20 protein-coding genes and 1 pseudogene are annotated in these 25,729 nt (G+C 57.0%); 4 read left to right on the top strand and 17 right to left on the bottom strand.

All coding sequences use genetic code 11. The annotated features are described in order from the left end of the window. Positions 1-309: 309 nt before the first annotated feature. The gene (locus SD70_RS11530) at positions 310-756 is read left to right on the top strand and encodes an SRPBCC family protein (protein ID WP_041047727.1); all 447 of its coding nucleotides are present in this window, start codon (positions 310-312) and stop codon (positions 754-756) included. 82 nt (positions 757-838) lie between these two features. Here the strand turns inward: SD70_RS11530 and SD70_RS11525 are convergent, their stop codons facing one another. The 3 genes from SD70_RS11525 to SD70_RS11515 form a co-directional block, all read right to left on the bottom strand. Continuing rightward, a complete protein-coding gene (locus tag SD70_RS11525; RefSeq protein ID WP_041047726.1) occupies positions 839-2,509 on the bottom strand; it encodes an alkaline phosphatase family protein in 1,671 nt (556 codons plus the stop codon). A 107-nt stretch (positions 2,510-2,616) separates the two neighbouring features. Next, positions 2,617-4,032 (bottom strand): HAMP domain-containing sensor histidine kinase, encoded by a 1,416-nt coding sequence (locus tag SD70_RS11520; RefSeq protein WP_041047725.1) that lies wholly within the window; start codon positions 4,030-4,032, stop codon positions 2,617-2,619. After that, positions 4,029-4,700: a response regulator transcription factor gene (locus SD70_RS11515; RefSeq protein WP_041047724.1), complete on the bottom strand. Its 672-nt coding sequence runs from the start codon at positions 4,698-4,700 to the stop codon at positions 4,029-4,031. The genes SD70_RS11520 and SD70_RS11515 overlap by 4 nt, the downstream gene beginning before the upstream one ends. Before the next feature lie 56 nt (positions 4,701-4,756). On the opposite strand from SD70_RS11515, the gene SD70_RS11510 reads away from it, so the two are divergent. Continuing rightward, a complete protein-coding gene (locus SD70_RS11510; protein WP_082053276.1) occupies positions 4,757-5,533 on the top strand; it encodes a response regulator transcription factor in 777 nt (258 codons plus the stop codon). 20 nt (positions 5,534-5,553) lie between these two features. Here SD70_RS11510 and SD70_RS11505 read toward each other — a convergent pair whose 3' ends face one another. From SD70_RS11505 to wrbA, 5 genes are all read right to left on the bottom strand, one after another. Then, positions 5,554-6,435, bottom strand: a complete 882-nt coding sequence (locus SD70_RS11505; protein ID WP_041047722.1) for an ABC transporter permease — start codon at positions 6,433-6,435, stop codon at positions 5,554-5,556. Further along, positions 6,432-7,379, bottom strand: a complete 948-nt coding sequence (locus SD70_RS11500) for an ABC transporter ATP-binding protein (RefSeq protein ID WP_041047721.1) — start codon at positions 7,377-7,379, stop codon at positions 6,432-6,434. Before SD70_RS11500 ends, SD70_RS11505 begins: the two co-directional genes overlap by 4 nt. Then, entirely contained in the window at positions 7,376-8,449 is a 1,074-nt protein-coding gene (locus tag SD70_RS11495) for a hypothetical protein (protein WP_041047720.1), read from the bottom strand. The genes SD70_RS11500 and SD70_RS11495 overlap by 4 nt, the downstream gene beginning before the upstream one ends. Next, positions 8,446-8,967 carry a sigma-70 family RNA polymerase sigma factor gene (locus SD70_RS11490; RefSeq protein WP_041047719.1) on the bottom strand — a complete coding sequence of 174 codons (522 nt, stop codon included), beginning with the start codon at positions 8,965-8,967 and terminating at the stop codon, positions 8,446-8,448. The genes SD70_RS11495 and SD70_RS11490 overlap by 4 nt, the downstream gene beginning before the upstream one ends. Positions 8,968-9,118: 151 nt before the next feature. Further along, positions 9,119-9,733: an NAD(P)H:quinone oxidoreductase type IV gene (wrbA, locus tag SD70_RS11485; RefSeq protein ID WP_041047718.1), complete on the bottom strand. Its 615-nt coding sequence runs from the start codon at positions 9,731-9,733 to the stop codon at positions 9,119-9,121. Positions 9,734-10,323: 590 nt separating this feature from the next. Here wrbA and SD70_RS11480 point away from each other — a divergent pair. After that, entirely contained in the window at positions 10,324-10,686 is a 363-nt protein-coding gene (locus SD70_RS11480) for a VOC family protein (RefSeq protein ID WP_041047717.1), read from the top strand. Positions 10,687-10,786: 100 nt separating this feature from the next. Here SD70_RS11480 and mdh read toward each other — a convergent pair whose 3' ends face one another. The 3 genes from mdh to citZ form a co-directional block, all read right to left on the bottom strand. Continuing rightward, positions 10,787-11,728 (bottom strand): malate dehydrogenase, encoded by a 942-nt coding sequence (gene mdh / locus SD70_RS11475; protein ID WP_041047716.1) that lies wholly within the window; start codon positions 11,726-11,728, stop codon positions 10,787-10,789. 207 nt (positions 11,729-11,935) lie between these two features. After that, complete coding sequence (icd, locus tag SD70_RS11470) at positions 11,936-13,234, bottom strand: NADP-dependent isocitrate dehydrogenase (protein WP_041047715.1); 1,299 nt, start codon at positions 13,232-13,234, stop codon at positions 11,936-11,938. A gap of 105 nt (positions 13,235-13,339) precedes the next feature. Then, on the bottom strand, positions 13,340-14,452 hold the full coding sequence (citZ, locus tag SD70_RS11465) for a citrate synthase (RefSeq protein ID WP_041047714.1): 1,113 nt from the start codon (positions 14,450-14,452) through the stop codon (positions 13,340-13,342). Between the two features lie 519 nt (positions 14,453-14,971). On the opposite strand from citZ, the gene SD70_RS11460 reads away from it, so the two are divergent. Next, on the top strand, positions 14,972-16,510 hold the full coding sequence (locus SD70_RS11460) for a Ppx/GppA phosphatase family protein (RefSeq protein WP_041047713.1): 1,539 nt from the start codon (positions 14,972-14,974) through the stop codon (positions 16,508-16,510). On the opposite strand, the pseudogene ppk1 reads toward SD70_RS11460, so the two are convergent. The 6 genes and pseudogenes from ppk1 to SD70_RS11430 all read right to left on the bottom strand — a co-directional run bounded on the left by ppk1 (position 16,482) and on the right by SD70_RS11430 (position 25,539). Continuing rightward, positions 16,482-18,580: pseudogene (gene ppk1 / locus SD70_RS11455) on the bottom strand (polyphosphate kinase 1). The gene SD70_RS11460 and the pseudogene ppk1 overlap by 29 nt on opposite strands. Positions 18,581-18,743: 163 nt before the next feature. After that, positions 18,744-20,372: a helix-turn-helix domain-containing protein gene (locus SD70_RS11450; RefSeq protein ID WP_041047712.1), complete on the bottom strand. Its 1,629-nt coding sequence runs from the start codon at positions 20,370-20,372 to the stop codon at positions 18,744-18,746. Continuing rightward, positions 20,347-22,161, bottom strand: a complete 1,815-nt coding sequence (locus SD70_RS35975; RefSeq protein WP_041047711.1) for a cache domain-containing sensor histidine kinase — start codon at positions 22,159-22,161, stop codon at positions 20,347-20,349. The genes SD70_RS11450 and SD70_RS35975 overlap by 26 nt, the downstream gene beginning before the upstream one ends. A 93-nt stretch (positions 22,162-22,254) precedes the next feature. After that, entirely contained in the window at positions 22,255-23,616 is a 1,362-nt protein-coding gene (locus tag SD70_RS11440) for an ABC transporter substrate-binding protein (protein ID WP_082053274.1), read from the bottom strand. Positions 23,617-23,732: 116 nt separating this feature from the next. Beyond that, positions 23,733-24,563, bottom strand: coding sequence for a carbohydrate ABC transporter permease (locus tag SD70_RS11435; RefSeq protein WP_041047709.1), 831 nt, complete (start codon positions 24,561-24,563; stop codon positions 23,733-23,735). A 22-nt stretch (positions 24,564-24,585) separates the two neighbouring features. Further along, entirely contained in the window at positions 24,586-25,539 is a 954-nt protein-coding gene (locus SD70_RS11430; protein ID WP_082053285.1) for a carbohydrate ABC transporter permease, read from the bottom strand. Positions 25,540-25,729 lie beyond the last annotated feature (190 nt).

The following is a 25,729-nucleotide window of genomic DNA, read 5'->3' as shown; positions in this document are numbered from 1 at the left end:
TCCGTTATTTGTGAAAATGAGGATGATTGGAACAAGTTAACGGATCTCCGTTCCGCTATTGGGGGCGTTTGCGGGTCGATTGATGCGTTGGCCTATCATCTGCGGGCAAATAACGTACTTTCGTTCCGCTAATTCTGGGAAATAGCGGGAAATCAAGCATTTAACGGAACATTGTTCCGTTAACACCCGGGGCGAACCGTGAGCAGCGCGAGAGAACCGGATGGTCTGAGCGGCTGCAGCTGCGGACGCCTTAGGCCGGAGAGTCGCACCCCACACAAAAATGATGTAGCAGTACATAGGAGGATTCATATGTCTACCTCGTCAAATTCACCCGACACCGGGGCGGCTCCCGCCCGGCCGGTCGGCCTCACCGCCGGCGCCGGCTTCCAAATCGGCGTAAGGCGCACGCTGCCGGTATCGCAGGAGCAAGCCTGGGCTTTGCTGACATCCGCCGAAGGGCTTCCCCTTTGGATCGGACAGCTTCGCGAGCTGCCGTTAACTCCCGGGCAAACTTACGTGACCGACGACGGGATCAGCGGCGAAATGCGCGTCGTGAAGCCCGGCGAGCAGCTTCGCCTCACGTGGCGCAAGCCGGAATGGCCGGGACCTTCCACGCTGCAAATCCGCCTGATTCCGAGCCATTCGGGACGAACGACGATCAGCTTTCATCAGGAGAAGCTGGCCGACATGGCTGCAAGGGAACAGATGAAGCTGCGCTGGGAAGAGGCGCTTGCCGCGATTGCCGGCAACCTTTGAGCATGATCCCGCGCGCCGCTGCGCATGTGAACATAAAACGGAGCGCGCGGGTCGCGGCTCCGTTTTATGTTCTATCACAACATTATTTCGTTTGAATAACGGGGGTTCCGTTCGCTGTCTGGTCAACCGACAAACCTGGCAAATTGTGCACGGCTTTCAAAGAGATGTAGCCGTGGCTCGTCTTGCTGACCCAAATCGGTTTTTCCAGCGTTACGCTCGCACCATCTGCCGCCGCTTGATCCGAATAGAGCTTCAGGTTTGCCTTGTGATTATTGTAAGCCAAGGTCACCGTCATCGTGCTTGCGTCGTAAGATACATCGGCGTTCAAGCTGCGGGCGATGTCCGTAATCGGAATCATGACGTCCTTATTGTTATCGTAAAATGCATATTCGCCATTAATCGTTTGCGCCAACGGAGCGTTGTTGAACTGTACGGAAGCCGCCGTTCCGAACGCGTTCGAACGAATCGGCTGCAATTGATACATGTAAGGCGCAAAGTTCGGATGCTCGAAATCGAACAGGTCCAGCAAGTTGTTCGCGCTCGCATCGCGGTTATTCAACGCATCTACGCCCCAGTTCCATTCGATGAATTTCAAAATTGACGTCGTGTCGTACTGCTCGTGCCCCACATAGTTGCGCTTCGAATACGGGGAAATGACGATGGTCGGAATGCGCGGACCGGCGCCATGCAATCCGTCCGGACTTGGCTGCAGCTGCGGCGGCGCGACATGATCCCAATAACCGCCCGACTCGTCGTACGTAATGATGATCGCCGTATCTTTCCAATAATCGCTCTTCATAATGTCGTTAATCGTTTCCACGGAGAAATTTTCCGCCGTCGGCGTGCTCTGGTTGCCGAGACCCGGGTGCTCGTCGTCGCCGTAAGCCCCTTTCACGTACGTAACCGCCGGCAGCGTATGGCTGTCGAGATCTTTTTTCAAATCGTTGTAGTCCTTCAAATTGCCGGCGTAATTGGTATAGTTGGCAAAATATTGGAACGGGTTGTGATGCGAAGAGTAAGAGGCGTCCGCTGCGGCCCATCCGCCTTGATACCAGCCCCAAGTAACGCCTTTGGCGCTCAGCTCGTCACCGATATTTTTGTAAGTGAGCGGTTCCCAGCGTTTGCCGCCGTCGCCGCCGAGCGGGCCATAAGCCGGAACCGGATCGCCCTTCATTGGATTGCCGGCATTGCCGGATTGCGCCGCAATCAAGTACAGAGCACCCGGTGTAGACGGACCGAAGATAGGCTGGAAGAAATGGTCAGCCATGCTGAAATGCTGCGCGTACTGCCAATAAGCGGGCAGTGCGTTGTAATCGTAGTAGCCCATCGCGATGCGGCCGGTGCCTTTGGCATGGTTCTCGGAAGCCATGTAGAAACCGTCCATTTTGCCGCCGTTCGCCGCTTTCTCCATATCGTCGAAGCCGTGGTTGACGTCCGGCGTTTGCAATTCTTCGTTAGAGAACAGGAACGGAGCTACTTTATTGCCTTTTTCGTCAAGGTTATAGGAGCCGTCCGGAATGCCTTCCGCTTTCGGAGTGCCGGGAAGAGCCTTGAACCCTGGAGCGTTCGGGTAGGTGCCGAAGTAGTTGTCAAAGGAACGGTTTTCCTGATAAATCACGACCAAGTGCTTGATCGGCGATGTGGTGGCAGTGCTGGCCGCGTCCGTGACCGCGGCTTGAGCGCCGGCGAAAGGAACGAGCAAACTGGCTGTCAATGCTGCAGTTGCGGTGAGATTGACGATTGTTTTTTTCATGCGCGCCTCCTGAAAGATGAATAGAAATCGTATCTATCATAAGAGGTGCATGCCCTTTCAATCATGAAAGCTTTTTTAAGTAAATGTGTAAATAATGTAAATCCGGTTTATCGGCCGGCGGCGGCAGGCAGCGTGATCCGGACCGTCGTCCCGTCGCCGGGCTTGCTGGCGATCCGGATTGTCCCCGCATAGTTTTCTACAAGCCGCTTGGCGATCGACAATCCGAGCCCGGTGCCGCCTCGCTCGCGGGTTCTCGCCTTGTCCACGCGGTAGAAACGGTCGAACAGATGAGGAATATGCTCCGCCTCGATGCCTATGCCCTGATCTTGAATCGCGATCTCGGCTTTTCCGGCGAGCGTCCCGCCTGTAACGGCAATGCGCTTGCGTTCCGCCGAATATTTGACCGCATTATCGAGCACGATGAGAAGAATTTGCTCCAGATGCCTCTGCTCGATACGCACCTCCGCTCCGATCAGTCCCGTCAAGTCCGCTTCGAAGCTGAAATCCGGATATAGCGCCTTAAGGCTCTCGACTGTGTTGAATACGGCGTCATAAATCCGCAGGGGCTGAACGTCGCAAAGAGGCTTTACGGTTTCAGCCCGCGTCAGATCGAGCAATTCTTGCATGATGCCTTTGAGCCGCGCCAGCTGCCCAAGCGACGTTTGAAGCGACTCCTCCAATATGGAAGGATCGCTCTTGCCCCACCGCTGCAGCATGGAAAGATGCCCTTCCATAATGGCAATCGGCGTTTTCAGCTCGTGGGATGCGTCTTCGACGAACTGCCGCTGCTGCCGAAACGAACCTTCAACCTGATCCATCAGTCCGTTATACAATGACGCCAGCTGCGACAGCTCATCACCATCGCTCACATGGCCGACCCGCTCCTGCAAGCCGTTTTCTTTCGCACGCCGCATCGCGTCCGCCAAGCTTTGCACAGGCCGGAGCAGTTGCCTTGCCACGAGCCATCCGCCCAAGCCGCTGATCCCGAGCGCGACTCCTCCGCCGATCAACATCACCGTCAGCACCGCGTTATGGAGCTTTCCGAACGATTCCAAATTGTTGACGATTTCGATCGTACCGTGAAAACGGGGAGTATCGAGCGGACTGCGAAGAACGAGCAGCCGCTGCCGGCCGTAAGTTACGCTGGTCAGCTGCTGCCTCACTGCCGCCGCCGGCGGAACCCATTCCTCCGGAACGCTGTCGGCAACGACAAGCAGCGGCTTTGCGGCCGAATCGAGCACACGGACCAATTGATTGTTTTGATTAATGCTCTCGATGAATCTTTTGTGGCGGTCGAGAAGATCGGGATCTTCGTTCAGTTCGCTATTGGCGAAATGATCCTGGAGCTCCACCATCATGTGCTGGATCGACGTCTTCTCCAGGTTCAGCATCCACTCTTTTAATACGACATATTGAACGAGGTTGTAGGCGAAGAACAAGCCCGCCATCAGGAGCGCTGCCGCCAGCAGCAGCTTGACCTTTAGCGGCAGACGAAGCCGGGCGATCCGGTATCTGAACTTCATTGCAAGCAGTACCCCACTCCCCATACCGTATGGATGCAGTCCGTCTTTCCGGCATGTTGGAGCTTGAGCCGGATGTGGCGGATATAGACGTCCACGATATTCGCTTCGACCTGATCGTTCGCTCCCCATATCTCGTCGAGGATACGATCGCGAGACAGCGCTTCGCCGGGATGCCGCATGAACATTTTAAAAATATCGAACTCGCGTTTCGTAAGTTCAGCCTTGCGTTCTCCTATGCGGACGGTCATCGTATCCTCGTTAAGCGTAATATCCCGATACGTAAGCACCGCGGCATCGGGTTCCGCTCTCTCAATCCTGCGGAAAATGGCCCTCATGCGGGCTAATAACTCCCCGATGGCGAACGGCTTCGGAATGTAATCGTCCGCCCCGCTCCCCAGACCGCGGATCCGGTCCGTTATCGCGTCCCGCGCCGTAATCATAATGACGGGCGTCTGGCTCGTCATCCGAATCATGCGGCATAAATCAACACCGTCGATCCCGGGCAGCATGACATCCAGCAAAATCAAGCTCCATTGTTTCGATGTCGCCAGCCTTAGCCCGCTTTCCCCGTCAAAAGCGCACGACACGCTGAAGCCCTCATGGCGCAATTCCAACTCTATGAACCGGGCAAACTGCTCCTCATCTTCCACCAGTAAAATTTCCTTCATAAGATCCACTCGTCTCCAGGCAGGCAAAGTTTACAATAGATTCATGAAATCCGTTCATGCGGCGCCTATACTTTGCGTATACTCCCATTCTACCAGAAAGGCGGGCGGACGAAACGTTGCCGTATCGAATATTGGTCATTGAACACGATCCTAGTATCGCTTCGCTTTTATCGTATCCGCTCGCTCAAGAGGGATATTCGGTCACCTGCGTAAATCGGGGGTCGTCCGGCTTGAGCGAATTGAAAAAGAGACTTTACGACATGGCCGTGTGCGATATCGATCATGCAGCAGACGAATTTTCAATATTCATGCATTCCTTGCAGCAATGTCTTATTGACGTTCCGATTCTTGTTCTTTCCAGCAACCCGAATGAGGCCGATATCGCCGCGTGCCTGCGATCGGGAGCCGAAGATTATATCGTGAAGCCGTTCGGGGTAGAGCATTTCCTGGCGCGAATTTACGCCATTCTTCGTCGGGGCAGGAAATGTTGCATGGAAGAAGAGCCGTTTCCAGCTCTTGCAGAGGAAACGGCAATCGAGGTGGGGAATCTTCATATTTTCCCGGAGAAATATGAGGTGAGCGTTAGCGGCACGAAGCTGACGCTTCCTTCGAAAGAATTTGAATTGCTGCTTCGCCTCGCCGAGCACAAAGGGGCCGTCGTTTCCAAAAACGATCTGGCCCATCTGTTAGGTCCCGCAGTCAATCCCAAAAGCTGCCGCAAAGTGGATGTGTATGTCAGCAGCATCCGCAAGAAATTCCGGCCTTTCGACGGCATACGCATCGAAGCGGTTCGCGGCCGCGGCTACAAACTCGTCGGCAGCATGGAATCTTGAATGGCTGTTCGTTAAACGACCTACACATCCCTTCGCGTAAAGTGAATCGCGCCCCACACCAGCAGCGCTCCCGTATAGAAGATCGTATACGCGATGAAGGTTGCGCTCGGAACGTCCGAGACGCCGAACGGCCCCAGCGTCCGGCTGATCTGCTCCCCGAACGGCATGTCGCCGAAACCGATCAATTCATACGTCACGCGCCGGTACACGGCGTCCGCCGGCATGATGAGGCTGGCGGCAAGGCCGAATTTTTCGATGCCCGCATGCTGCGAAATGCCCGGCATCGCGTAAAACCGCTCCAGCATCCCGGCAAACGAGCCGAGCCCGTACACGAGCGCCGTCATAATGCCGGTGCCGAGCATCGGCAAATACGACGAAGCGCACAGCGACAAGCTGACCAGGGCGAGCGGGATCAGCTCGTACAGCGCAAAAGCTCTCCACAGCGCAGCGGGTTCAACCGGAACGTGCAGCTTCATGGCGACGACGGCGATAATGCCCCAGAACAAAATCGCCGTATAAAGCAGCGACCAGAACGCGAAGCCTATCCATTTGCCAACGTAGATGTGCCAGCGCGGGACCGGCCTGGACAGTACGGTGAGCAGCAAGCCGCTCTCGATTTCCCCCGAGATCGAGCCCATCGTCGAGAACAGGACGAAGAATGCGACGACCATCTGCGACGAATACAGACCGAGCAGCACGATACCGAGCGCAAAGATCGACTGGCCCAGCGCGTCCTGCCCGTCGCTCGCCCGTGGCGCAAGCTGCATGAAGGCAGCCGCGAACAAAGCCAAGTAGCACAGCGATAATATGAGCGTGACGACGATGACCCGCTTGCGGGTCAGCTCCTTCCCCGTATAGGCGATCCAAATAGCCCAATCGCGCAGCAGCTCGCCAAGTCTCATCGCCCTTCCTTCCCCTCTGCCTGCATCATGTTCAGGAACCAGCTCTCCAACCCGGATTTCCGTCTATGCGCTTCATATAACGTCATTCCCTGCCCGACGAGCCAACCGTTGAGCAAGCCGAGCTGCTCCCGGTTGATCTCTTCGACGGACAGCACCGCCGTACCGGAACGGTCCTCCCGGACAACCTGCAGGCGAAAAACGTCGCCGAGCTCGCGAATCGCGCTCTGCGCCGCCTCCGGCCACCAGCCGCCGACATGCAGCTCCCAGCCGCGGCTTCCGTATAGCAGCCGCTCCAGCGGGCCTGTCGCTCTCAGCTCGCCTTCGTGCAGGAAAGCCACTTCGTCGCATAACGCTTCCACGTCTTCCAGCAGATGAGTATTGAGGAATACCGTTTTGCCGTGTTCCCGAAGCGTTTTCAGCAGCTCCCGGATATCGTGCCTGCCGATCGGGTCGAGCGCCGAGGACGGTTCGTCGAGCAGCACGAGCTCCGGGTCGTGCAGCAGGGCGTTCGCGATGCCCAGCCGCTGCTGCATTCCTTTTGAGAACAGACGCACCCGGACGCCGGCGTGCTTCGTTAGTCCCACCAGCTTCAGCACCTCGCAGGCGCGGCTCTCCATCGCCCCCGGGGCCATCCCGGCAAGCTTCGCCTGGAACCGCAGCACTTCCGCCGCCGTGAGCCAATCCGGATACCGGAACAGCTCCGGCAAATAACCGAGCCGTTTGTTCGCCTCCACGCTGCCGCACGGGAAGCCTTGAATGTACGCCTCGCCCGAAGTCGGGCGGAGCAGGCCGACGATCATTTTCACGAACGTGCTCTTGCCTGCCCCGTTCGGCCCCAGCAAGCCGAAAATACGGCCCGGCCGCACTTGCAGCGTTACATGCTGGCAGCCCCTGCGGGAGCCGTAACGCTTGGTCAAATCGCGAGTTTCGAGCAATGCTGTCATGAACCGATAATCTCCTTCACATCGTGCAGCAAAGCATCGTCGGATTCGTACGCTCCGTTCAAATGGTACAGCCATTCGCCGTCAAGCCATATGGCGGCGCGCCATTGCCCCGATCCGGTGTAAATGACTTCGCGGCCGCCGATTCGCGTCTCACCGGACTTGCCGTTCACCGGCACGAACAGCGTTTGCCGCCAATCCGCCGCTCCTTCGAGCTTGCGCCGCGCGTCGGCGGGCAAAAACGGCAAATCCAACACCGCTTTGCGCACCTGCTCGACATCGATGTTGCCAGGCACGTCAAGCTGCGGCTGCTTCATCTGGAGCAGCGACCGCGTCCCGGCGCGATTCGCGCCGCCGCCGTAGTCCGACACTTGCACGGATTGCGGCAGTATGCCGGCGATAGGCTGTCCGTCGACGGCGGCCGGGAACGTTGTTTTGGCGCCGAGCCGGTTCAGCATGCGATTGACTTCGTCGACATGAAGAAGGAGCGTAAACTCCGTTTGCGGCACGACAAGCACGTCTTTCACTTGCTCCGCCTGTTGTCCGGGCAGCAGTTTGACCGGTACGCCGATCGCCTTGGACGCCTCGGCTAGCGTCATGCGGCTAGGTTCGCCGCCGCCTTTTGCGGATACGGTCCCGAACTTGTCGAGGCTCAGTTCCTGCGCGGACACCCCGCCCTGCTGCAGCGCTTGCGTCACCTTGTCCCAATCTTCCTGGCCGATCGCCACACCGGTCAAATGCCGGACGCGGAACGTCTGCAGCATGGCCGCCAGCGCCTTATCTCCCCAGCTCGTCGTGAACAGTCCGACGGTAAGGCCGGCTGCTAGCGCCGCGGCGAGCCACGGGCGATAACGAAGCTTGTTCTTGGTGAAGGGCCGTTCCGCCTCAGGCTGAGTCGAAGCTGCCATTCGTTCCACATGGCCTGCTCGCTCCTGCTTTACTGTCTCCAGCGCTGCCGCTTCTGTTGGCACCGGCCTTTCCAGCCACACGGCCGCCGGCTCTACTCCCTGCGCGCGCTGTTCGAAGCGGCGCCATGCCGCGTCAACATCGATGCGCGTTGCTCGTTCCGTCATTGTACGATGCCCTCCTCCGTAAAATAGTGCCGCTTCAGCCGGTCTTCCGCGCGGCTGAGCAGCGGCCCGACAATCGCCGGCCTCACGCCGATTCGTCCCGCTATCTCTTCGTATGAATATCCTCGCTGCCGCAGCAGCAGCGCCTCGCGGTCTCTGGCGGAAAGCTTGCCGAGCGCACGTGTGACGAGCTCTTTCTCCCAATTGTGCAGCGCCACGTCTTCGTTCGAAGGCGAGGACGGTTCGTTAGCGCCGGCAAACGCCAGCTCCTTTTCCTGCAGCCGCTTTCGCCGGTTCGCTTGCCGCAAATAATCGTAAGCGGTTGTCGTCAGCACCCGGTGCAGCCAGGCGCCGACGCGCTGCAAATCATCCGGCGGGCTGCGATACAGCTTCAGGAACACGTCCTGCGCCAAATCTTCGGCCGTCGCCCGATCGCCGACGAGCTGGATGAGCTTGCGCACGACGACGGCATAATGGTCGCGGAACACCGCTTGAAACAAAGGCACCTTCGATTCATTCACCGGCTTCCTCTCCTTTCACCATGTAAGACGTTCGCCTGCGGTCAAATGTAGCAGCATTGCCGCAAAAAAAATAAAACCAAAGGATGCGCAAGGCCATCCTTTGGTTTTATGCTGCAGGCTCTTTGCCTGGATTTTGCGGACGATATGCCGTTTAGGCATTCAGCCCATTTTTCACCCATCCTGCAACCGTTACGACTCGCTTCGTTTGGTGGGCTACCGCACCGGAGATATCTCCCGTAATCGTTCCGTTTTGGTCAACTGTGGCGCTCGTTCCGTACGGATTTCCGCCGGCGGCGAAAATCGATTGGTCCGTATAGCCCGGAGCCACTACGATCGCTCCCCAATGATACATCGTCGTGTAAAGGGAGAGAATCGTCATTTCCTGGCCGCCATGCGCGTTTTGCGCCGAAGTCATGGCGCTGACTACTTTGTTGGCCGTCTTGCCTTGGAACCAAATTCCGCCGGTTGTGTCCAGAAATTGCTTCATTTGCGACGCGATATTGCCGAAGCGGGTCGGTGTGCTGAACAAGATGGCGTCGGCCCATACGATGTCTTCCGGAGTAACGACCGGTATATGCTTCGTCTCTTCGACGTGCGCCTTCCAAGCCGGATTGGACGCGATGACGGATTCGGGCGCCAGCTCCTGAACTTTGAGCACACGCACTTCCGCGCCGGCTTGTTTCGCAGCATCGGCCGCCATTTGCGCCATTTTATAGTTGGTTCCGGTTGAACTGTAGTACACGATTGCCAAATTAACGGTTGCCATAGGTTTTCTCCTCCTATTTTACGATGCTCTTTACTTACTTTTGTAAAGCGTCTTATCTTTCCGTAATTGATTATATGGAATACAGCTTACTTTTGTCAAGTGCCTTACAATTATTTAAAATCTTGAGCTTTGTTGTTGTTTTTCTTCATTAAGTCAACGGGCAGTATACTTGCTCGTCTCTGATCTGTGACGCCGCCCGTCTAAAAAATCACAATAAGCATTATGGAACTGGAACTTTTTTCAAGCTTTATGCGTCTGTCCTATACAGTGATTTCTTTTATAGAACCCGTCTCCTTAGAATGAACAGGAGCGTGGCGTAGCGCTAAGCCGATATTTTGATTGTCGAGGAGCTGAGAATTTGAAATAATTCATTTTAGGATTTATTGTAGGAACTTTGCTTTCCATCTCTACGGCGGTTTTTGCTTTTTTAGTCTGCTCGATGTGAGTTTAGACGGCGGGTACACAAATATAAGCGGATTGTTAGCAATAGATGATGAGAAGGATCGGCGAAGTGGGGACTTAAATATGCAAAAGTGGCTTTGAAGTCGCAGCCTACAAATAAAATCGATAGTTCGGAAGGAGGCCAAAATATGAAGGTCAAACGAATCGTCGCCAATATCGATACGCCGAATATCGCGGCAGCCAAACGCTTTTATCAAGACGTGCTTGGCCTCGAAGTGTTGATGGATCACGGCTGGATCGCCACTTACGGTTCGCAAGAGGAGATGGCCGTCCAAATCAGCTTCGCCTCGCAGGGAGGTTCAGGCACGCCTGTACCCGATTTATCGATTGAAGTCGATGACGTCGACGCTGCCCTTGGACGCATGGAGGAAGCCGGGTTTCCGGCGCAATACGGGCCCGTCGACGAGCCTTGGGGCGTGCGGCGATTTTATGTCCGCGATCCGTTCGGCAAGGTGGTCAACATTGTCGCTCATGTGCCGTCCGCCCGTTAAGCGTTAAGAGCAATCGCGCACGCGCAAAAAAACCGGCACGCCGCCTCAGCAAGGCGCGTGCCGGTTTTTCCGGTTTATTGCGGATGTATCCAGTTGCCAATTACAGAGTTACGACTTTAATGACGTTGCGTACGGATTCGGCGGACTTGTCGAGCGCCGCCTTCTCTTCCGGCGTCAGCTCGAGCTCGATGATCTTCTCGATGCCGCCCGCGCCGAGAATCGTCTGGACGCCCATGAACAGGTTGTCGTAGCCGTACTCGCCTTGAAGCAGCGCGATCGTCGGCAAAATGCGCTTCTTGTCCTTCAGGATCGCTTCCGTCATTTGCACGAGCGAAGCCGCCGGGGCGTAGTACGCCGAGCCGTTGCCGAGCAAGTTGACGATCTCGCCGCCGCCCGTGCGGGTACGCTTCACGATGGCGTCGATGCGGTCAGCCGGGATCAGCTTCTCGATCGGAATGCCGCCTGCGTACGTATAACGCACGAGCGGAACCATGTCGTCGCCATGGCCGCCGAGAACGACGCCGCGCACGTCTTCCACCGATACGTTCAGCTCTTGCGCGATGAACGTTTGGTAGCGAGCCGTGTCGAGTACGCCGGATTGGCCGATGACGCGGTTTTTCGGGAAGCCGAGCGTTTGGTACGCAACGTAAGTCATCGCGTCAACCGGGTTGCTGAGAATGATGACGATCGACTCCGGCGCGAACTTCTTCACGTTCTCGCACACGGATTTGACGATGCCGGCGTTCGTGTTCACGAGGTCGTCGCGGCTCATACCTGGCTTGCGGGCGATGCCGGCGGTGATGATGACGACGTCCGAACCGGCGATGTCTTCATAATTGGCCGTGCCGGTAATGTTGGCGTCGAAGCCTTGCACCGGGCTTGCTTCCAACATGTCCAGCGCCTTGCCCTTGGTCGGGTTTTCCAGCTGCGGAATGTCCAGCAGAACGACGTCGCCCAGCTCTTTCTGAGCGAGCATAAGCGCTGTAGTCGCACCGGTAAAGCCGGCGCCGATCACGGAAATCTTATTGCGGCGAAGTGCCATGGTTTTTACTTCCTTTCAGAAATTATTAAAAATATGTTGCTTTTTGTCGAGCTGCGGCAAAACGAAGGATGGCATATAGGGCGTAGAGCGACTTTTGAACTCGCGTTCCCACCTTTTGGTTCATTCATGGGAACGCGAGTTCAACGGAGCCGCAGCCCTATATGCCAATCCGTAGTTTTGCCGTCTTTCTCGACAGCTAGTATATACTCAGTCCATATTTTTGATGATTTCGTTACCGAACTCGGAGCATTTAATTTCTTTCGCGCCTTCCATCAGACGAGCGAAGTCGTACGTAACCGTTTTGTTCGCGATCGACTTCTCCATGCCTTTGTAGATCAGGTCAGCCGCTTCCTGCCAGCCGAGGTGCTCGAGCATCATGACGCCGGAGAGAATGACAGAGCCCGGGTTGACGACGTCGAGGCCGGCATATTTCGGAGCCGTACCGTGCGTCGCTTCGAAAATCGCGTGGCCCGTCACATAGTTGATGTTCGCGCCAGGAGCGATACCGATGCCGCCGACTTGCGCCGCGAGCGCGTCGGACAAATAGTCGCCGTTCAGGTTCAGCGTGGCGATGACGTCGAAATCCGCCGGACGGGTGAGCACTTGCTGCAGCGTGATGTCGGCGATAGCGTCTTTCACGATGATTTTGCCGGCCGCTTCCGCATCTTTCTGGGCTTTGTTCGCCGCTTCCGCGCCTTGCTCAGCCTTGATCTTGTCGTACTGCGCCCAAGTGAACGTCTTGTCGCCGAATTCGCGCTCTGCGAGCTCATAGCCCCAGTTCTTGAACGCACCCTCGGTATATTTCATGATGTTGCCCTTATGCACAAGCGTAACGCTCTTGCGGCCGTGAACGATCGCGTACTCGATTGCCGCGCGCACGAGGCGCTCGGAGCCTTCGGACGATACCGGCTTGATGCCGATGCCGGACGTTTCCGGGAAGCGGATCTTTTTGACGCCCATTTCGTTTTGCAGGAACTGGATCACTTTCTTCACTTCGGCGGAGCCGGACTGCCACTCGATGCCGGCGTAAATGTCCTCCGTATTTTCGCGGAAAATGACCATGTCCACGAGCTCCGGACGCTTCACCGGAGAAGGCACGCCGTCGAAGTAGCGAACCGGGCGCAAGCACACGTACAGGTCAAGCTCCTGGCGCAGCGCAACGTTCAGGGAGCGGATGCCGCCGCCTACCGGCGTCGTCAGCGGGCCCTTGATCGCTACAATATATTCGCGAATCGCTTCCAGCGTATCGTTCGGCAGCCAGTTGTTAAACTGGTTGAACGCCTTCTCCCCGGCGTAAACTTCGTACCACGCGATTTTTTTCTCGCCCTTGTACGCTTTTTCCACCGCTGCGTCGAGGACGCGCTTGGATGCGGCCCAAATGTCGGGACCTGTGCCGTCGCCTTCGATGAACGGAATGATCGGGTTGTTCGGCACTTGCAGCTTGCCGTTGTCAATCGTGATTTTCTGGCCTTCGGTTGGTAACGAATATTGTTCGAATTTCGGCATTGTATAATCCTCCTTAGGTTGGATAACACACACAAAACGGGAGTTCAAAGGCGCATCCGCCTCCGAACAGCCCGTTAACTAACACGTTCCGGTATGTTCCGAACTTTAGCGCTGCTCGATCGGCACGTACTTTTGGTTCGTAGGGCCGACGTACTCGGCGCGCGGACGGATGAGACGGTTGTCCGCATATTGCTCGAGAATGTGCGCCGTCCAGCCGGAGCAGCGGCTGATCGCAAAAATCGGCGTGAACAGATCGCGCGGAATTTCCAGCGACGTGTACACCGATGCCGAGTAGAAGTCGACGTTCGGCTTGAGGCCTTTTTGCCCGGTCACCATTTCTTCGATCTTGATCGACATGTTGTACCAGTTCATGTTGCCGGTAATTTTGCCGAGCTCGTGCGACATTTTTTGCAAGTGCTTCGCGCGCGGATCGCCGTTTTTGTAAACGCGGTGTCCGAAGCCCATCACTTTCTCTTTCTTTTCCAGCTTGGCGTTGATGTAAGGCTCGATGTTCTCGTACGTGCCGATCTCTTCGAGCATCGCCATCACCGCTTCGTTGGCGCCGCCGTGCAGAGGTCCCTTGAGCGTGCCGATGGCGGACGTAATGCCGGAGTAGATGTCCGTCAGCGTCGCAACCGTAACGCGGGCTGCGAAGGTTGAGGCGTTCAGCTCGTGGTCGGCATGCAGCACGAGCGCTTTGTCAAGCGCTTCGATAGCCACCTTGTCCGGTTCTTTGCCGGTCATCTGGTACAGGAAATTGGCGGCAAGCGACTTGAAGCCTTTCGGCGCGATCGGCTCCAGGCCGCTCCGGATACGCTGGAATGCGGCGACAATCGTCGGAATTTGCGACTGCAGCTTGATCGCTTTGCGCAAGTTCGCCTCCGGCGACATGTCGTTCGCTTCTTCGTCGTAAAGCGCAAGGCTCGATACCGCGGTGCGCAGCGCGGCCATCGAGTTCGCGTCTTTCGGGTAAGTTTTCATCTGATAAATAACGGCGGCCGGTACGTTCGCGTGCGCGTTCAGATCGGCGATCAACTGATCGAGCTCCGCTTTCGTCGGCAGCTTGCCGTGCCACAGCAAGTATACGACTTCTTCGAACGACGCATGTTCCGCCAAATCGTCAATATCGTAACCGCGGTACGTCAAAACGCCGTCGATGATCGAGCTGATCGAGGATTGGGCGGCAACGATGCCTTCCAAACCTTTAGTTGCGGTCATAGCGATCTCTCCTTTATATCGAAATTGGATAACAATGGCTTGGCGCAGAGCATATCTTATCTCATCATAAAGGATTTGTTTGCCGCTGTGAACCGAATGGCACATAAAACTTTATGATCACAGCAACAAACTTCGTCTATCGCAGTCCAGGATAAAAGCTGCGCCCTACGAATCCAGTGTGCGTTAGCATCCGGGAAACTATACCAACGCGCCAAGCGTGCAGCCGGGGAGGGTCGCCAGCATCCAAATTCAGCCTGCTGGCTATAATATTCGCGGCATCCGGGGCCGATTTTGTACGGAGAAGCCGAAAATGCGCACGAAACCCGAAAACCTGTCGCAGCAAGAACAGTCAGCTTCGTTTCTATATGTAAAATTCGGACATATTTTCGCGCAAAAGCCCACAGCCTCCCCCCGGCCGTGCATCTGCCGTTTGTCCCTGGCGGCGGCAATTGATACAATGGCTCTAACGACAACGCCTGCCATGCCGAATGGACATCTTGCGCGAGGAGTCGAAGCCTTATGACGAAAAAAATCCGCCGCATCGGCATTATCGATATCGGATCGAACTCGATCCGGCTCGTCATTTACGAACATGACGACCGTGGAGCCCATCGCATTCTCGGCGAATGGAAGGAGTCGGCGCGGCTGAGCGAACGCATCGGCACGGACGGCATGCTGCGCGAAGCCGACATTCTCGCCGTTGCCCAGGTGCTGCTGCATTTTCGCGGCATTTGCGAGACGTACGGCGCGGCGACGATTCGCGCCGCGGCGACGGCGGCCGTCCGCAGCGCCGCCAACTCCGCGGAAGTCGCAAACTCGCTGCGCCGCCGCACCGGCCTGGCGATCGAGGTGCTGAGCGGCGAGGAAGAGGCGCGGCTCGGTTTTCTCGGCGTCATCAACACGATGAGCGTCCGGGACGGCTTCCTCGTCGATATCGGCGGGGGCAGCACCGAAGTGTCGCTGTTCAAAGAGCGCCGCCTGCTGCACAGCGTATCGTTCCCGTTCGGCGCCGTCAACACGTGCCGCGCCTTTACGCGCAGCGGCGAGCTTGACGCCGGGCAGCAGCAGGCCGTCAAAGCGATGATCGAACAAGCCGCCGCCGCGCATCCGTGGCTGTTCACGAGCCCGGGGCTGCCGCTCATCGGCCTCGGCGGCACGGTCCGCACGCTGGGCAAGCTCGACCAGCGGCGGCGCAAATACCCGTTCGCGCAAGCGCACAACTATCGCGTCCCGGCGGAAAGCGTCGACGAGCTCTCGGCCGCTCTCGCGGCGATGCCGGTCGCCAAGCGGAAAAAGATCGACGGCATGCCGAAGGAACGGGCCGACATTATCGCCCCGGGGCTGCTCATATTGCAGACGCTGTTCCGGCTGATCGGCGCAGCGGAGTACGTCGTCAGCGGCGCCGGGCTAAGGGACGGGCTGTTTTACGAAACCGTGGCGCCGCACCGGCCGGTCGCGGACGACGTACTGGAAAGCAGCGTGAACAATTTGCTGGCGCTGCACGCTTTTATGCCTGAAGCGCACATCCGGCAAGTGGAGCGGCTCGCGCTCAAGCTGTTCGACGATCTCCGGCCGCTGCACGGCCTTTCGGCCGCTCATCGCTCGTACTTGTCCGTCGCCGCGCGGCTGTACCGCCTCGGCGCCGCGGTCCACTACTATCAATACCATCGCCATACGTTCTACATGGTCGCGTACTCGCGCCTCGACGGGCTCTCGCACCGGGAAATTTTGCTTTGCGCGCTCATTGCCGCCCATAAAACGAAAAATCGGACCCGCCAGACGCTCCAGCCGTACCGGGACATCATGACGGAATCCGATGAATCGCTCGCGGCGAAGCTCGGGACGCTGCTGCAGCTTGCCGTGGCGCTCGACCGCAGCGAAACGCAGCCGGTGGAAGCCGTAGAGGCGGAAGCTGCGGCGGACGCCGTGCGCATCCGGCTGCGCAGCCGCGAGCAGCCGCTGCTCGAGCTGAAGGAGGCGGCGAGCGTCGACAAGGAGTTTCAGAAAGCGTGGAACATGCGGCTCGAGTTTAGTTCCGAAGCTTTTTCCACGAACTGATGTCCATCGCCTCGAACTGGCTCCGGTGCTCCTCTCTGCCGCCCGCCTGCACCGTTTCGTACAGCCCGTTCGGCAGCATGAGCCGGGCTTTGCGGTTGTCCCGCAGCGACAGCTGCAAAATCTGGATCAGCATTTGCTGCAGCCGCTTGTCGAAGACGGGACACAGCAGCTCGATGCGGCGCGTCAAATTGCGCGTCATCCAGTCGGCGCTGGAGATGAACAGCTCCGGCTCGCCGCCGTTCTCAAAGTAGTAAATGCGCGAATGCTCGAGAAAACGGTCGACGATGCTGCGCACCGTGATCCGCTCGGAGATGCCGCCGACGCCCGGGCGCAGGCAGCAGACGCCGCGCACGATCAGGTCGATGTCGACGCCGGCCTGCGACGCCGCGTACAGCTCGTCGACCATTTGCTGATTGGAGAGGGCGTTCATTTTGCCGATAATGCGCGCCGGCCGCCCGGCTTTGGCATGCTCCGCCTCGCGGTGAATGAGCCTGATCAGCCGGTCCATCAGGTTCGTCGGGGCGACGGCGAACGCCTGCCATTCATGCGGCGCGGAGTACCCCGTCATTTCGTTAAACAGCATGGAGCGTCTTCGCCAATGACCTGGTGGCAGGTGAATAGCCCGACATCCGTATACAGCTTTGCCGTGCTGTCGTTGTAGTTGCCGGTGCCGACATGTACGTAGCGGCGCAGCTCGTCTTGCTCCTGGCGGACGACTAGCGTGATTTTGGCGTGCGTTTTCAGCCCGACCAGCCCGTACACGACGTGGCACCCGGCCTGTTCCAGCTGGCGCGCCCAGGCGATGTTGCGCTCCTCGTCGAAACGCGCCTTCAGCTCGACGACGACCGTCACCTGCTTGCCGGACTCGGCCGCCCGGGCCAGCGCCCGGATGAGCGGGGAATTGCCGCTGACGCGGTACAGCGTCATTTTGATGGCGAGCACTTGCGGGTCGTCCGCCGCCTGGTCGATGAAGTCGGATACCGCTTCGAACGATTCGTACGGATGGTAGACGAGCACATCTTTTTGCCGCAGCACTTCGAAAAAATCGTCCGCGTCGCCAAATTCCTCCGGATACGCCGGATCGATCGCCGGGTACCGCAGCCGGTCGTAGCCTTCTATCACGCTCGCCAGCTTCATGAAATACGTCAAATCGACCGGACCGTCAATATAAAACACGTTGTCCGCAATTTCGAACTCGTCCTGCAGCCGGCTGAGCGCATACGGATGAATGTCCGCCTCCACCTCGAGCCGCACGGGCGAGCCCCAGCGGCGGCGGCGCAGCTCCTTCTCGATCTCCTCGAGCAAATCTTCCGCGCCTTCCTCGTTGAGCGTCAGATCGGCGTTGCGCGTCAGCCGGAAAGCGTGCACGGCAACCGCCTTATAGCCGCTGAACAGCGTCCGGATATGGCGCTTAATTAGCTCCTCCATCAGCACGAATTCCTGCTTCTTGCTGTTCGCCCGCATCGGCGCCGCGACGACCCGCGACAAATTCGACGGCACCTGCACGATGGCGAAATACGGCTCATCCTCTTCCGGCTCCCCTTCCTGTTCGAGCACGACGGCGAGGTACACCGACTGGCTTCGCACGAGCGGAAACGGCCGGCTCTGGTCGACCGCCATCGGAGTCAGCACCGGGAACACGATATCGTGGTAATAGGCGTCCATCGCTTTCTTCTGGTTCGCATTCAGGTCGTCGTATTCGGAAAACACGATGCCTTCCTTGACCAGCTGGCGGCATATGTCGCGGTATGTCTTGTACTGTTCCGCCACCATCCGCCCGGTCCGCTTCATAATGCGCTTGAACAAGCCTGCCGGCGTATACCCGGTAAAATCTTTTTTCGTATAGCCCGCCTTCATTTGATCTTTAACGCCGGCCACCCGGACGCTCATGAACTCGTCGAGGTTGGAGGAAACGATCGCCAAAAACTTCACCCGCTCCAGAAGCGGCGTGTCCCGATCCTGCGCCTCTTCCAGCACGCGCCGGTTGAATTCGATCCAGCTCAGATCGCGGTTGACGTAAGTCGAGGTTCCTTCTTTCGCCGTCTGCTCTTGCGTTCCTTCTCCTATCATACATTCCTCCGCCATAGCATCCGCCGTATCGCTTCTCTCTAGGGTTCCTTTCCTCGATTGTACTATTCCCGGCAACTGCCCGACAATGAATGCGGTGCCGTTCGATTGTTAAGATTTTATGAAGGCGCCGCGGCGAACATACTGCTTGCGGCACGCTAGCCGCTCACGACGGCTGCTCCCGGCTCAGCGCGCGGAACGTGTTCGGAACGGTGCCGGTATGCGCCTTGAACAGCTTGCCGAAATAATTTTTGTTGTCGTAGCCCAGCATTTCGGCGATGTCCTCGACCGTTTTATCGGTGTTCTCGAGCAGTTCCTTCGCCTTGTCCATCTTCATTCTCGTTACGTATTCGACGAAGTTTTCCCCCGTTTCCCGCTTGAAAAGCCGGCTTAAATAGCTCGGATGGAGGTGAAGATGGGCGGCCGCGTCCTCCAGCGAAATTTTGCGGTCCAAATGTTGGTACACATAGCGCTGGCATTCCATGATTTCCCGGTTGTGGGACTCGCGGTATACTTGCCCCGCCCACAAAATCGCTTGCCGGACATAATCTTTCAGCCACAGCTCCAGCTCGCGGACCGACGTGAGCTCGAGCACGTCCTGGTGCATCAGCTCCGAAGAGAACGTCGAATGGTAATGCTGCAGCGACTTCAGCCGCATCCGGACGTCGAGCGCCATTTTCAACAGCCATTCCTTGACCTCCATCGGCCGGAAGCGATGATATTGTATGAAATCGATCCATTTGGCGGCGTACGAATCGATCAAATCGGCGCGTTCGTCGAACACGACCCGGCGGAACTCCTCGAGCGCAGGCATATATTGCGTCAGCAAGATACCTCCTTCGCCGAACCCTTGCCGCAAATGGTCCACGCTCATCACGGACGATTCCGGCAAATAAAAGCGCAGCTGCTTCGTATCCGCAAGCCGGATGAGCTGATCCTTCAGCGCGCGCGCCTCCTTCGCCGGATGCCCCGTCAAGAACGAAAACGATACTTTCGCGTAGTGCAGCAGGCAGCTCTGGATGTGCCTGAGCGTTTGATCCACCTTTTGCATATTGTTGACATGCAGCTGCGAGCGGTGCGGGAACAGCAGCACGATTTTCCCCGTATCGTAAGTGAACATCGATGTCTCCTCGCAGTCCACGAGCAGCTCCTCGATAATGTTCTCGATCGTGTACACGAACAGATCTTTGGATTGAAACCGATCGGCCGCCTCCTTCACCCGGTTGGCGTAGCCGAACGCCGGCAGGACGGCATGCTGCCCGAACCGGATGCCGAACCGTTCCGCTTCCCGGCTCCATTCCACCGTGTCGAGCAGCGGCTCGTTCACCGTGCTTCGAATAAATTGGCGCTTCATCGCGCCCCGATTGCGCTCCGCTTCCCGCTCCAGCATTCGGCTCTTCGTCAGCACGTTCGTTTCCGCATCGAGCTGCTCTCTTAGCCGCTCAAGCGCTTCCGAGATGTTGCGCGCGTTCATCGTTTCTTTCAGCACATATTCGCTGACCGCGAGCTTCACCGCCGCCTGGGCGTAGTGGAACTCGTCATGGCACGACAAAATGATCGCTTTCAGCTTCGGATAATCGGCCCGCAACGCTTCGATCAGCTCGAGTCCGGTCAAGCCGGGCATGCCGATATCGGTGATCAGCACGTCCGTGCGGCTGCCGCGGGCCGCCTCCAGCGCTTCGAGCGGGTCCTGGTACGTCCCGGACAACCGGTAGCCCAGCTCCTCCCATTTGATCGAAGCCGCCAGAAACTCCAAAACGGGCAAATCGTCATCGACGATCATGACTGTATACATCGTTAACCGCCTTTCCAGCCTTTCCGGGAAAACGAAGCACGATTCGCGCTCCCCCGTCCGGCACGCTGTCGATGTCATAATCGAAACTTCCGCCATAAATGAGTCGCAGTCGCTCGATTACGTTGTGAATCCCAATGCCCGACAAGGAAGGGCTGGGCCGGTCTTCCTTCAGCTGATACGCTGCGGTCTCCATGCGGGCGCGCAGCTCCTGCAGCCGCTCGGGCGATATGCCGACGCCCGAATCGCGCACCTCGACTTGCAGCCGCCCGTCTTCGCACAGCCGCGAAGCGATGGCAATTTCCCCGGACTTGCTCTTGAGGCCGTGAATATAAGCGTTCTCGATAAGCGGCTGCAAAATAAAGCGGGGAACTTCAAGCAGCAGCGTATCGGAAGCGGCCTCGACATGGAGCGCCACCCGGTCCCCGTGCCGGGAATTCAGCAAGCGGATGTAATGCTCGTTAATCCCGATCTCCTCGTGCAGCGCGATGAACTCGTTGTTGCGGTTGATCGTCATCCGCAGCAGCGATGCGAGCGATCCGATGAGCTCCGCATTATCCTCGTCGCCCTTCATCATCATTTTGAGCCGGATTGAGTTAAGGACGTTGAACAGAAAATGCGGGTTGATTTGCGCTTGCAGCATAGCGAGCTCCGCCTTGCGCTTCTGCTCCTGCTCGTGCCTGTTCTCCGCCAGCATCGTCTCGATGCGGTCGATCATCCGGTCGAACACGTAGCCGAGCCGCCCGACCTCGTCCCCGCCGCTAATGTTGGAACGTTCGCTGAGCTGCCCGGACTCGATCCGGACGACAGTCTGGACAAGCCGTGCGATCGGCTTCGTGAGCGCGCGCACCATGTAGAGCACGACGACGGCGAATACGATCAGGAACAGCAGCTGGATGAAGAAGTCCGTCTGCCTGAACGATTCGATCTTCTCTGCCGCTTTCTTGTAAGGACTAAGGCTGACGAGCTGCCATTCCGGCGTGATGGCGCTGCGCAGCAAGATGTATTCTTCGCCCCCCATTTTCAAAAACGATGCCTGATCGTCGGTCGGCAGCCGGTCGAAATAAGGGAACGTCGTGCCTACCGTGCTGTAGTCTTTGTCCGCCAGAATGCGGCCTTGCCGGTCGATAAGGGCCATCGCTTCAATCGCTTTGTACTGTTCGAACACTTGCTGAATAGGGTCCATTTCCAGACTGACGATTACATATCCGTACGTTACCGCGTTCGTGCGCAGCGGCTTGGCTGCTACGAGCATGTACGGCTTCGCCGAGTCGCGGTCATAATTCGGCTCTACCCCGACCCACTTGACGTTGTACCCGGATACTTGGTCCAGCTCATGAAACCAGCTCTTGCGAAAATATTGCGTCGGGTCGTACGAGAACGTCGTATAAGAAGCGACATACTGCTTGTTAGGCAGCAGCACCGTAACGTTCAGGTGTCCAAGGGAGTTGATGACCGTGGAGAGCCTTTTGGATATCGTTTGCTTGTAGAGAAGAACGTCGCCCTGCGCCGTCGAGCCGTCAGCCCGCCCCAATTCCCGGATCGCGGGCTGAAGCTCCTCGTCGAACTGGACGAAATTCATCACATAAACCATATTCCGCGTCTGCTCTGTCACGAACTGCTTCACCGTCTTCAGCGCTTCCTGCGAGCTTTCCGTCACTTGCGAACGGACGGCGTCCCGGGTCAGCAGCGTGGACACGTTCATGGAGACGACAGACGGCAGAACGAGACAGACCAAAATCGTCAGTACCAGCTTGTTGCGCAGCGATAAAGTATGAAGCCAGCCTAGCACCGCATTCCGCCTGCCTTCCCTAGCAAATGGAAAAAAAGAGGAGACTTGCGCCCCCTCTTTCATTATACCCGGCGCGCCTGTAGCTGTCCGGTTTTATTTGCTGTTGCTTTTCTTAATATCTTCCATTTTCGCCTGCGCGGTTTGAATCGTTTTGTTCAAGTCCTGCTTGCCGGTCAAGTACAGCTCCACCTGGTTCGTGAACTCCTTCTCCTGCTGCAGCGCGTAGGTCGGCGGCACGAGCAGCTTGGTCGCTTTGTTCACTTTCAGCGTGTTCAGCAGCGAGTCCCGGTCGATGAGAGCGGTCACTTCCGGTTTGCCGGCTTTTAGGATAGCCTCCACGTTTTTGCTGATGTCTGCTTTCTTCCAACCGGAGAAGAACAGTCCTTGCGTAAGGATGCCTTCCGTCGTATACCAGCGGATGAAATCGTACGCTTCCTGCTTATGTTTGGAAGACGCGGCGATGCCGAGGAAGTCTGCGCCGACTTCCGTATAGCCGTTCGGATCTTTCGCATCATATTTTGGATAAGGAGCAAAAGCGGTTTTGAACTTGCCGTTCAACGCCAGCTCGCCGACCATCCAGTTGCCGGTAACGAGCATGGCCGCTTTTCCGGCATAGTACACGTCGCGGTAATTCATCTTCTGCGATACGACGTCGAAATAAGGAACGGACGACTTGTCTGCGTTCTCCATCTTATTGCGCAGCTCCAGAGAGAACCGGACTTTCGGATTGTCAATGTTCGGCGAGCCGTCAGGCTTGACGTACGAAGGATTGTCGACATCGTTGTTGAGCGCCAGCAAAGCGTAATCTTTCCACGTATGGAAGTACGAGCCGTACGTCTTCGAAGCGCCTTCGCCCTGCGTCAGCTTTTTGGCGTATTCGGCGTAATCGTTCCACGTCCATTCCGTTGGAACGGGAAGCTTCGCCGCATCGAGCTTGTCTTTGTTGAGAAGCACGAGCCACTCGATCGTTTTGCCCGGCAGCGCGTAATATTTGCCGTTCACGACCGGATCGATCTTGTACTCGTCCTTGACGACAACGCCGTCTTTCTTCAAATAATCGTCCAGCGGCTCCAAAATTCCCGCACCGACGCGCTGGGCAAAATCAGGCGCGCTGGAATACATCACGACGTCCATCTGATCCCCGGACGCGGCGAGCAGGTCGAGCTTCTTCATGCCTTCCTGCGAATCGCCTTTCTCGGACATGCTCTCATAGACGACTTTTACGTTTGGGTGCGTCTTATTATAAGCTTCTACAGTTGCGTTCCAGTTGCCTTGAGCTTCCGTATACCAGCCTTGCACTTTGATCGTAACGGGCGCTTTCGGCGTCTCCTTGCCTGCGTCTTTGCCGCCTGCAGCCGGAGCTGCTTGTCCGCCGCCGCCGCTATTGCTTCCGCATCCGGCAAGCGAAGCCGCAGTCAGCACGATAGCGCTTAACATAAGTAAACTCTTTCTCATCAGATCCCCTCCATGCTGGAATTAAGTTGGTTTGCTCTTTACAGGCTCGATCATAGCAGATGGGGCCGTGCGGCAAGAGGCAATATTTTGACCTGTTGCGCTGCGATTTTAACCTGTTAGCCTTTGACCCCGCCGACGGAAATGCCTTCGATGACCTGCTTCTGGCCGAGGATGAAGATGATGAGCAGCGGCACGATCGCCGATACGGTGCCCGCCATAATGAGCGAGTACAGATCGCCGTTCAAGGTGGCGAAAGAGCGGATGCCGAGCTGAATCGTGAACAGCTCCTTCGTCTTCAGGAAAATGAGCGGATTCTGGTAATCGTTCCACGTCCATATAAACCGTAAAATGGCGTAAGTCGCGATCGCCGGGCGGGCGAGCGGCGTGCAGACGGAGAAAAATATGCGAGCCTGCCCCGCGCCGTCCATTTTGGCCGATTCGATGTAGTCGTCATGAATGCCCATATAGAACTGGCGCAGCATGAACGTGCCGAGCACGCTGAACGAGCCGAGCAGCACGAGCCCCAAATGGCTGTCGAACAGGCCGATTGAGCGCAGCAGCAAAAATTGCGGCACCAGAATCGCTTGCTGCGGAATCATATAAATGATGAGAATGATGATGAAAAGCACGCCTCTGCCGCGAAATTTGATTTTGGCAAAAGCGAAAGCGGACATCGCGGCGAGCAGCACGGACAAGGCGGTCGTCGCTACCGACACTTTAATGGAATTCCAGTAAAACAGGGCGAATTTGGTCGTCGTCCACACTTGCTTATAGTTCTCGATGGCGTTCCAGTGCTTCGGAATCCATTCGATCGGATAATGAAACACGTCCATCTCCGGCTTCATTGAAGACGAAATCATCCACAGGAAGGGCGACATGAACAGCAGGCCGAGCCCGCACATGATCGCCGTCATTACGATTTTCTTGATCGTTTTCCACCGCTTCATCGGATGCGCCTCCCATCGCTGTTTAGTAATGTACCCATTTGCGCTGGCCGAACCATTGCACGAGCGTCACGATCAGGACGAAAATGAGGAGCACGATCGCCATCGCCGACGCGTAACCGGACTGCAAATTGACAAACGCCGTCTCGTACAGGCGGTAGACGACTACGGTTGTCGAGTTGGCCGGGCCGCCGCCGGTCAGCACAGCGATAATATCGAACACCTTGAACGAGCCGATAATCCCTGTAACAAGCAGGAAAAACGTCGTCGGCGACAGGAGCGGCACCGTAATGCCGAAAAATTGCTTCCATTTCGATGCGCCGTCGATGTCCGCCGCCTCGTACAAATCGCGCGGAATCGACTGCAGGCCGGCTATGAAAATAATCATGTTATAGCCGATATTGACCCATACCATCAGCCCCATTACGCAGTACAGCGCCACATCCGAATCGGCGATCCATTTGGGCGGATTCGCCACCCCGAGCGCCTGCAGCGTCTGGTTAATGGGCCCGTAGCTCGGGTGGAACAGCACCTGGAACACGATGGCGACCGCCACGATGCTGGAGATGTACGGGATGAAATAGACGATTTTGAATACGTCTTTCCAATATACACTGTTGTTGATGATGACGGCGAGCAGCAGCGAGAATGCCAGCGTCACCGGGACGACGATCAGCAGGATCAGGTTGTTGGTCAAAGATTGGACGAAGACGCTGTCGTGAATCAGCTTGACGAAGTTGTCGAAGCCGACAAATTTCGTTTTGGAAAAGCCGGCGACGAAGTTCCAGTTCGTGAAGCTGAGCAGGAACGAAGCAATAATCGGAAACAGCGTGAAAACAAACAAGCCGAGCACCATCGGCCCGACAAAAATGTAGCCGGCAAAGTCTTCCCGCCACTGCGCCGAGCTTTTGCGCGCATTGCCGGCGATAGCCGGACGGGACTTGTGCAATTGCAATTGCGCTTGCGGTTGCGGGTCCATAGCCATGTCGTTCACCTCATGTCGTGTTTCCTCCAGTTTACCTATGCGGAGTAGCGCAAGGAAGATAAGATTATGACGCATTGAAGCAAATTTTTGACGTGTCTTGGCGTATGGCGGCGGAGGAGGGGGGTATGAGAAGGATGAATGGCTTGCGCCCTGCAGCGCGGCAGGCGGAGGGGGGGAGTGCGCC

It is taken from the genome of Gordoniibacillus kamchatkensis (assembly GCF_000829455.1).
Taxonomy (GTDB): Bacteria; Bacillota; Bacilli; order Paenibacillales; family NBRC-103111; genus Gordoniibacillus; species Gordoniibacillus kamchatkensis.
Note: the sequence above shows the minus strand (reverse complement) of the source record. Positions and strands in the feature narration are given on the sequence as shown.

Excerpts from the sequence above, each read along its gene's own strand:
- SD70_RS11435 (WP_041047709.1), bottom strand. The coding sequence starts at position 24,563 with ATGAAGCGGTGGAAAACGATCAAGAAAATCGTAATGACGGCGATCATG.
- SD70_RS11525 (WP_041047726.1), bottom strand. The coding sequence starts at position 2,509 with ATGAAAAAAACAATCGTCAATCTCACCGCAACTGCAGCATTGACAGCC.
- SD70_RS11520 (WP_041047725.1), bottom strand. The coding sequence starts at position 4,032 with ATGAAGTTCAGATACCGGATCGCCCGGCTTCGTCTGCCGCTAAAGGTC.
- SD70_RS11530 (WP_041047727.1), top strand. The coding sequence starts at position 310 with ATGTCTACCTCGTCAAATTCACCCGACACCGGGGCGGCTCCCGCCCGG.
- SD70_RS11515 (WP_041047724.1), bottom strand. The coding sequence starts at position 4,700 with ATGAAGGAAATTTTACTGGTGGAAGATGAGGAGCAGTTTGCCCGGTTC.
- citZ (WP_041047714.1), bottom strand. The coding sequence starts at position 14,452 with ATGACCGCAACTAAAGGTTTGGAAGGCATCGTTGCCGCCCAATCCTCG.
- mdh (WP_041047716.1), bottom strand. The coding sequence starts at position 11,728 with ATGGCACTTCGCCGCAATAAGATTTCCGTGATCGGCGCCGGCTTTACC.
- SD70_RS11430 (WP_082053285.1), bottom strand. The coding sequence starts at position 25,539 with ATGGACCCGCAACCGCAAGCGCAATTGCAATTGCACAAGTCCCGTCCG.
- SD70_RS11500 (WP_041047721.1), bottom strand. The coding sequence starts at position 7,379 with ATGACAGCATTGCTCGAAACTCGCGATTTGACCAAGCGTTACGGCTCC.
- SD70_RS11480 (WP_041047717.1), top strand. The coding sequence starts at position 10,324 with ATGAAGGTCAAACGAATCGTCGCCAATATCGATACGCCGAATATCGCG.
- SD70_RS11440 (WP_082053274.1), bottom strand. The coding sequence starts at position 23,616 with ATGAGAAAGAGTTTACTTATGTTAAGCGCTATCGTGCTGACTGCGGCT.
- wrbA (WP_041047718.1), bottom strand. The coding sequence starts at position 9,733 with ATGGCAACCGTTAATTTGGCAATCGTGTACTACAGTTCAACCGGAACC.
- SD70_RS11450 (WP_041047712.1), bottom strand. The coding sequence starts at position 20,372 with ATGTATACAGTCATGATCGTCGATGACGATTTGCCCGTTTTGGAGTTT.
- SD70_RS11510 (WP_082053276.1), top strand. The coding sequence starts at position 4,757 with ATGCGGCGCCTATACTTTGCGTATACTCCCATTCTACCAGAAAGGCGG.
- SD70_RS11460 (WP_041047713.1), top strand. The coding sequence starts at position 14,972 with ATGACGAAAAAAATCCGCCGCATCGGCATTATCGATATCGGATCGAAC.
- icd (WP_041047715.1), bottom strand. The coding sequence starts at position 13,234 with ATGCCGAAATTCGAACAATATTCGTTACCAACCGAAGGCCAGAAAATC.
- SD70_RS11505 (WP_041047722.1), bottom strand. The coding sequence starts at position 6,435 with ATGAGACTTGGCGAGCTGCTGCGCGATTGGGCTATTTGGATCGCCTAT.
- SD70_RS11495 (WP_041047720.1), bottom strand. The coding sequence starts at position 8,449 with ATGACGGAACGAGCAACGCGCATCGATGTTGACGCGGCATGGCGCCGC.